4 protein-coding genes, 1 pseudogene and 1 riboswitch are annotated in these 6,006 nt (G+C 34.0%); all 5 genes and pseudogenes read left to right on the top strand.

Going from position 1 to position 6,006, the window contains the following annotated elements; genetic code table 11:
* Positions 1-132 precede the first annotated feature (132 nt).
* A pseudogene (locus BUA73_RS12355) lies at positions 133-396 on the top strand (zinc ribbon domain-containing protein); the annotation flags it as partial.
* Between the two features lie 68 nt (positions 397-464).
* Positions 465-800 carry a GNAT family N-acetyltransferase gene (locus BUA73_RS12350; protein WP_072904426.1) on the top strand — a complete coding sequence of 112 codons (336 nt, stop codon included), beginning with the start codon at positions 465-467 and terminating at the stop codon, positions 798-800.
* Positions 801-946: 146 nt separating this feature from the next.
* A riboswitch (NiCo riboswitch) is annotated at positions 947-1,051 on the top strand.
* A gap of 113 nt (positions 1,052-1,164) precedes the next feature.
* Positions 1,165-3,690 (top strand): cation-translocating P-type ATPase, encoded by a 2,526-nt coding sequence (locus BUA73_RS12345; RefSeq protein WP_072904425.1) that lies wholly within the window; start codon positions 1,165-1,167, stop codon positions 3,688-3,690.
* A 291-nt stretch (positions 3,691-3,981) separates the two neighbouring features.
* Positions 3,982-5,196 carry an ATP-binding protein gene (locus tag BUA73_RS12340; protein WP_072904424.1) on the top strand — a complete coding sequence of 405 codons (1,215 nt, stop codon included), beginning with the start codon at positions 3,982-3,984 and terminating at the stop codon, positions 5,194-5,196.
* Between the two features lie 257 nt (positions 5,197-5,453).
* On the top strand, positions 5,454-5,999 hold the full coding sequence (locus BUA73_RS12335) for a hypothetical protein (RefSeq protein WP_072904423.1): 546 nt from the start codon (positions 5,454-5,456) through the stop codon (positions 5,997-5,999).
* Positions 6,000-6,006: the final 7 nt, after the last annotated feature.

Genomic DNA, 6,006 nt, shown 5'->3' with positions numbered 1-6,006 from the left:
AGAAATTAAAGGTAGAATATTAAACGTAACTGTTAGCAGAACACCTTCTAATAAGTACTTTGTTTCCATTTGTTGTACTGATGTGGAGATTATACAACTACCTCAAAATTCTAATGCAATAGGTGTTAGGGAATAGGCGACTGTAGTTGGTCAGAGTTCGCAGAATTATTAGAGTATAAGGCTGAATGGTATGGTAGAACGGTACACAAAATAGATACCTTCTACCCTTCAAGTCAGTTGTGTTCAGTATGTGGATATCAAAATGTAGAAGTAAAGGATTTAAACATACGGGAATGGGTATGTCCTAAATGCCATAGCATACATGATAGAGATACCAATGCAAGTAAAAACATTCTAAAACAAGGACTGAAAGAGTTAAAAATAGAAGCGGTGTAAGCCTGTAAATAAATATGGTAGGAACTATCGGAATTAAGCCTGTGGAGATAGTAGGGTTAATAGTCTAAATGACTATTAACAGGTCGAGGAAGCAGGAAGCCCCATCCCCTTGTGGGTGGGGTAAGTTCACTTACAATTGGAAAGGTGAAAAAGACTACGTTAAAATCATGAATGTTGCAGTTCACCCAGAGTATAGAAAGCAAGGTTTTGCACATAAGCTATTAAATCACGTTACAGAGGAAATGAAAAAAATAGGAATGTCACGTTTTTGTGGGGAAACAAGGGCATCCAATAAAGCAATGCAAATAGTTTTTGAAGAATGTGGCTACAAACTAAACAAAGTAGAAGAAGGTTACTATAATAACCCAAGTGAAAGTGCCTATAAGTATGTTCTACAGATGTAGAAATATTTAAGGTAAGTTATATGTAAAGCAAAATTTACAAAGGGGAAGTAGAAAAAAGTATTCACTTTATAGAAATTTTAGCATATAATATGATTAATTAATCTCTTTGCACTGCATTACATTTCATAAAATGAAATGCAAAATCAACAGTACAAACTGAGCAGGCGATGAACCTTTGTGTAAAGAAGGTCATGGGGCCGGGCCGTGAGTAGCGGCAGCAGATTGCAAGTATGCACATCTGTGGGACAGTAGTATGTTCCATAGGTGTGCTATTTTTATACACATATTTGGGACATGTTATAAAGTTTAGTGGAGTGCCGTGGAGAAATAAAAACGCTTTTATGCGACACTGGAGGTAATTTTTATGAAAGGCCCTGAATTTGTTAGTACCACAGGACTTACAACTAATGAAGCAAAGGACTTACAGAAACAATACGGGAAGAATATACTGGTGCCCGAGAAGAAGGAAAGCTTTATAAAAAAGATTTTCCATATTATCTGTGAGCCTATGTTTTTACTTTTAATTATTGCTGCTGTTATTTATTTTATCCTTGGGGAACCAAGGGATGGCGCTATAATGCTTATCTTTGTGGTAGGTATTATTAGCATTGATGTAATACAGGAATGGAAAACTGATAAAACACTAAATGCTCTAAAGGATTTGTCCGCACCTAGGATTAAGGTTATACGTGATGGTGTTGAAAATGTCATTGAAAGTGAAGAAATTGTACCTGGTGATTTGATGATTATTCATGAAGGGGTAAAAATTCCCGCAGATGGTGTTATTTTAAAATGCAGTGATTTATGTGTGGACGAGTCGTCACTTACTGGTGAGGCTGAAGGTGTGTGGAAATATGCCACAGAAGATTATAAAGGCACCTCAGATTATTGGAGAAAAGATTATTGCTACGCTGGAACATTGGTAACCCAGGGTACAGCTAATGTTATTGTGGAGAAAACAGGTACCAAAACTGAATATGGAAAAATAGGTATGAATGTGGTGTCAGCACCACAAGAGGATACTCCACTGCAAAAGCAAACAGGTAGTCTAGTAAAGTTATGCGCAGGTATTGCAGCTGTTTTATTGGTTTTAGTAGGAATTTTCACTTATATGAATATTCCAGATCACTCATTTGTAGATAGAATCATAGAGAGCATACTGTCAGGTATAACCTTGGCCATGGCTATGATTCCAGAAGAATTTCCTGTAATTCTAACCGTATTTCTTTCTATGGGGGCATGGCGTCTTGCAAAAAAACAATCTCTAGTGCGAAAACTTCCGTCTGTGGAAACCTTAGGAGCCGTATCTGTGCTTTGTGTAGATAAAACTGGTACTATTACAAAGAATCAGATGACTGTAGAGCAAGTATGTCCTATACAATGTGAGGAACAGGAGCTAGTTACGGTAATGGGGCTAGGCTGCGAAACTGAGGCATATGATCCAATGGAGAAAGCTATGCTAGTTCACTGTGATAAATGTGGTATAAAGAGAGAAGAACTTTTTGGTGGAGAACTTATAAGTGAGTATGCCTTTACAAACGAATTGAAAATGATGGGGCATGTATGGAGAAGGCAAGGTGAAATTATTATTGCTGCCAAGGGCTCACCAGAGAGCATTTTATCTATATGTGAAATCAATGATGAAGATAGAAAAATTGTAGAGGAAAAAATTCTTGAATTGTCCAGCCAAGGGTTGAGAGTTATTGCTGTGGCAACTATGAACCCAAGTGATGAAAGCTATATACCAGATAAAATAACTAATTGTAAAATGAAGTTGCTAGGACTTATTGGACTTCTGGATCCACCAAGGGAAAGCATTAAAAAGGATATAGAGGTATGTCATAAAGCTGGTATAAGAACTGTAATGATTACAGGGGATAATGGAATTACTGCTTCATCCATAGCAAAGAAAATTGGTATGGAAAACTACAATAATATAATAACTGGGGACATGATAAATAGTATGAGTGATGAAGAACTGCGAGAAAGGGTTAAGGACGTCAGTATTTTTTCTAGAGTTATCCCAGAGCATAAAATGAGGATTGTAAAGGCCTTTAAAGAAAATGGAGAGATTGTAGCTATGACAGGAGATGGTGTGAACGATGCACCGGCACTTAAATATGCTGATATTGGTATAGCTATGGGTAAGCATGGTAGCGAGGTTTCAAGGGAAGCTTCAGATCTTATTTTAATGGATGATAACTTTACAACTATTGTAGAGACCGTAAAAGATGGAAGGCGAATTTATGATAATATTCGCAAAGCTGTAGGGTACATTTTTACCATACACATCCCCATTGCATTTTCTTCACTGCTAGCACCTGTTATTGGTATAGCTCCATCAGCACTATTATTGCTTCCATTGCATGTGGTTCTTTTGGAACTTATAATAGATCCAACTTGTTCTATTGTGTTGGAACGACAACCAGCAGAGACAAACATCATGGACAGGAAACCTCGTGATCCTAATGAAAAACTTTTAAATGGAGGCGTATTAGTTAAGAGCATTATACAAGGGTTGATTATATTCATGACATCTTTTGCCACCTATTATTATATGCTTTCAGGAAACTCAGACAATGCTCCTGTGGCCCGTTCTATGGGACTTGCTATAATAATGTTTTCAAATGTGTTTTTAGTTCAAGTGAATAGTTCGGATTATGATCTTGCTTACCAATCCATGAAAAAACTTGCAAAAGATAAGGTGATGTGGATTTCTAACTTTGGTATTGTTTCTATGATACTAATAATTCTCTATACACCATTGAACAATCTTTTAAAATTAGCACCTATTTCCTTAACGCAATTTTTTGCTTCCATGGGTATAGCAGCGGTGTCAGTTTTATGGTACGACATAATTAAGCTTTTAAAGAAGAGAAAGCATGATTAAAAACAAATTTAAATAAAAATCTAAGACCGATGAGAAACGCGTTGTTTTTCATCGGTCTTATTGGATGATAAAGAAAATTGTCCAATAGTTGAGGTATAAAACTAATTCAAGTATTTGTGGATAGCTACATTTTCTATTTCTATTTTTCTAGTTTAATATTTTAAAGAAGATAAAATGGAATAAAGATTAATTTTTATCAGTTATAACTGATAAAAATAATAAATATTCATTGAAGTTAAGATATAAACGTGATACTATAGAGGTAATTAAAGGAAAGGTGGTTATGATTTTATGATTAAAAGAGAATTATATATGAATCGAATCCGCCCATTTATCGGAGGGGAGCTTATCAAAGTTCTCACTGGTATTCGTAGAAGTGGGAAATCAGTTATGCTGGAACTTGTTAAGGAAGAACTCATTATATCTGGTGTCAATGAAACTCAGTTTATATCTATAAACTTTGAAAATATGAGTAATGAACATTTGTGTACAGCACGGGCCTTGCATGATGAAATTTTGAATCGTGCAGAAAATATTCATGGTAAGGTTTATATGTTTTTTGATGAAATTCAAGAAGTACGTGATTGGGAAAAATGCATTAACTCTTTTAGGGTAGAGCTAGATTGCGATATTTATATTACAGGTTCTAATGCTAAACTGCTTTCTGGTGAGCTGGCCACGTATCTTGCAGGTAGATATGTAGAATTTGTAATTTATCCATTTTCTTTTAAAGAATTTACAGAAATGTACCAAAGGATTTTTCCGCAGGTATCAATAAGAGAATGTTTTTCAAAATATATTACCATTGGCGGAATGCCTTACTTAGGTAATTTACGATATGAGGAAGAAGCTAGTTATCAGTATCTACAAGACCTCTATAATTCTGTGGAGTTAAAAGATATTGTAAAGCGTAACAAAATTCGTGATATTGAGTTATTAGAACGAATTATAGCTTATATCACAGCTAATATTGGAACAACTTTTTCAGCTACAGGAATTTCAAAGTATTTAAAAAGTGAGGGGCGTGCTGTATCACCGGAAACTGTTTTAAATTATGTTAAAGCGTGTACGGATGCATTCTTATTTTATCAGGTAAAACGTGAGGATTTGCAAGGTAAGAAAATTTTAACTGTGAACGAGAAATATTATGTTGCCGATCATGGTATACGAGAAGCCGTTTTCGGCGGCAACATGAGAGATATTAATCTTGTTTTAGAAAATATAGTCTATATGGAGCTATTACGTCGAGGTTACAATGTTACAGTAGGTAAGGTTTATGAAAAAGAAATTGATTTTGTATGTCAAAAGAAAAAAGAAAAATTGTACGTTCAGGTGACTTATTTACTAGCATCCGAGGACACAATAAAACGAGAGTTTGGTGTATATGAAAATATAAGAGATAATTTTCCTAAGTATGTTGTATCCCTAGATGAATTTGATATGAGTCGTGATGGAATCAAGCATCGCAATATAAGGGAATTTCTTCTGGCAACAGAATGGAATTAAATAACTTAGTATAAGACCGATGAGAAACGAGTTGTTTTTCATCGGTCTTATTTGTTGATTATTTACATAATAAGATAAGAAATAGAAAAAAGATAGCAAGGGGGTATGTATGGGGGTTGAATGTTTAATTATGACGTTAAAATGAGGCAGAAAATAATAATATATAAGAATGTTGTAAATTATTAAATAAAAAGAGACAGCAGGAAAAATAACATGTATAATGTATGTACAAGCTTCTGTTGGTGTAAGGAGAAGATATGAAAAAAACACGAAAAATATTAAAGTATATTTTTATACTTATTATATCAATTTTATTTATCAGGTTTTTATCTTTAATAATCCCCATATCTATAGACAAAGAATATGTATGTAAAGAAATAAAGTTAGATGATCCTTCTTACGAAGTTGAGAGAACAATTAAAATCAAGGGTAAATATTATCTTAATTTACACGATGATAGATTCAAAGGACATATAAGTATATCAGGCTATAATATTGATAACAAATTAATGGATGAAATAATATTCAGTCATAATGATGAGAGAAAACTAGGACATATGAGTTATTTTACAGAGTCGGAAGATAAAGATTTATTTAAGCGGCAATACTATAGTTTAGGTCTTATAGACCAAAGAACAATCTTAAAAAAACCGTATATGCTCATTCTTAAGCAGGATGGTTCCTGGGCACCTAACGATGGTATTTGTATAATTCCACCTTATGATGATAAAGAAAAAGCAATGGAAATTTTAAATGAAAACCTAAGATCAAAATGGTATTTTATAGATGTAAAACCTGATTAGTAGAATT

This window comes from Hathewaya proteolytica DSM 3090 (assembly GCF_900142225.1).
Lineage (GTDB): Bacteria > Bacillota > Clostridia > Clostridiales > Clostridiaceae > Hathewaya > Hathewaya proteolytica.
The sequence above is the reverse complement of the archived record's forward strand: the minus strand, read 5'-3'. Positions and strand labels throughout refer to the sequence as shown.

What these genes read in the sequence shown, in the direction of transcription:
- BUA73_RS12350 (WP_072904426.1), top strand. Translation starts at nt 465, where the DNA reads ATGACTATTAACAGGTCGAGGAAGCAGGAAGCCCCATCCCCTTGTGGG.
- BUA73_RS12345 (WP_072904425.1), top strand. Translation starts at nt 1,165, where the DNA reads ATGAAAGGCCCTGAATTTGTTAGTACCACAGGACTTACAACTAATGAA.
- BUA73_RS12340 (WP_072904424.1), top strand. Translation starts at nt 3,982, where the DNA reads ATGATTAAAAGAGAATTATATATGAATCGAATCCGCCCATTTATCGGA.
- BUA73_RS12335 (WP_072904423.1), top strand. Translation starts at nt 5,454, where the DNA reads ATGAAAAAAACACGAAAAATATTAAAGTATATTTTTATACTTATTATA.